General features: G+C 33.2%; 2 protein-coding genes. One reads left to right on the forward strand and one right to left on the reverse strand.

What is annotated here, in order from left to right:
• Positions 1-459, reverse strand: a 459-nt coding sequence (locus ACTHW2_RS12550) for a phytoene/squalene synthase family protein (RefSeq protein WP_442264239.1), incomplete at its 3' end; no start/stop codon positions are given.
• 136 nt (positions 460-595) lie between these two features.
• On the opposite strand from ACTHW2_RS12550, the gene ACTHW2_RS12555 reads away from it, so the two are divergent.
• Positions 596-1,223, forward strand: a 628-nt coding sequence (locus ACTHW2_RS12555) for a phytoene desaturase family protein (protein ID WP_442264240.1), incomplete at its 3' end; no start/stop codon positions are given.

Here is a 1,223-nt window from a genome sequence, read left to right on the forward strand (position 1 = left end):
TAGACCGGTTGCAATATTCTTTAACTCTTCTTTATTCTCTGTAGCTATTATTGGTAGAAGCATAAGTCCAACACTTCCTGCCACATGATAGCAATAATCTTTAAATTCTTCTATATTTTCAGGCTGGCTAAATTTATAATCCATTTTTTGTCCTTCCAGCATATGGTAGAAAGGTTCTATATCTAGATCAAACTTACTAAAAGTATCTTTAAGGGCTCTGAAAATAGGATTGTCTAATTCTCTAGCCTCTAAAAAACCATTCAATTGCTTTTCTAATTTCAAAAGTTTTTCCATGCTCCCCCATTTATCAATAGCATCATCCGCCTGCCTACAAAATGCATATATAGCATAGACACTATCTCGCTTTACCTTTGGTAGTATGGAAAAAGCCTTGAAAAACGATTTTGAGTTTATTTTTATTATTTCTTTATAGTACTTATAATCTTCTTGTAGAATCATACTACTTCCCCCTTCCTGTTTAAATATAATATGTACAATTAATAGCCATATAACATTATACTACATCGGGCCATCTATATACAATATAATACCATTAATCGAAATGATATATGGTGTTTGGTTTATAAAGGGTGGTATGTATAGCCTAGTCCTTGGAATGGAGAAGCTTTTTAAAGAACTAGGTGGAGTAGTACACTTGAATTCAAAAGTAGAGAAAATAGTTGTAGAAAACCAGAAGGCAGTAGGAGTAAAAGTAGGAGATCAAGTAGAAGAAGCGGGAAAGATTCTTTGCAATGCTGACTTTCCTTATGCAATGAAAAACTTACTTAATGATAATGAAAAAGAGAAAAGATATAGGGATGAAAAAATTGATAAAATGGACTGCTCTTGCTCCTGCTTTATGATGTATTTAGGGATAGATAAGAATTTAGACCAGTTCGATTTACACAACATACTATTTGGAAATGATTTTGATGGAAATATAGACGATATTTTTGAAGGAAGAATACCTATGGATGCATCTATGTACTTTTATAGGCCTACACAATTGGACCCTTCACTTGCTCCTGAAGGAAAAGAGGTTTTATATGTACTTGTACCAGTCCCAAACCTTACTCACAAGAATATAAGTTGGGATGATGAAAGAACCCAGTCTTATAAGGAGCATATTTATAGTAGAATAGCCGAACTACCTGGCATGGAAAACTTTAAGGACCATGTTGAGTTTGAAAAAATTTACACACCTTTAGACTTTGAATCTAGGT

The organism is Tissierella sp. (assembly GCF_052089545.1).
Lineage (GTDB): Bacteria > Bacillota > Clostridia > Tissierellales > Tissierellaceae > Tissierella_A.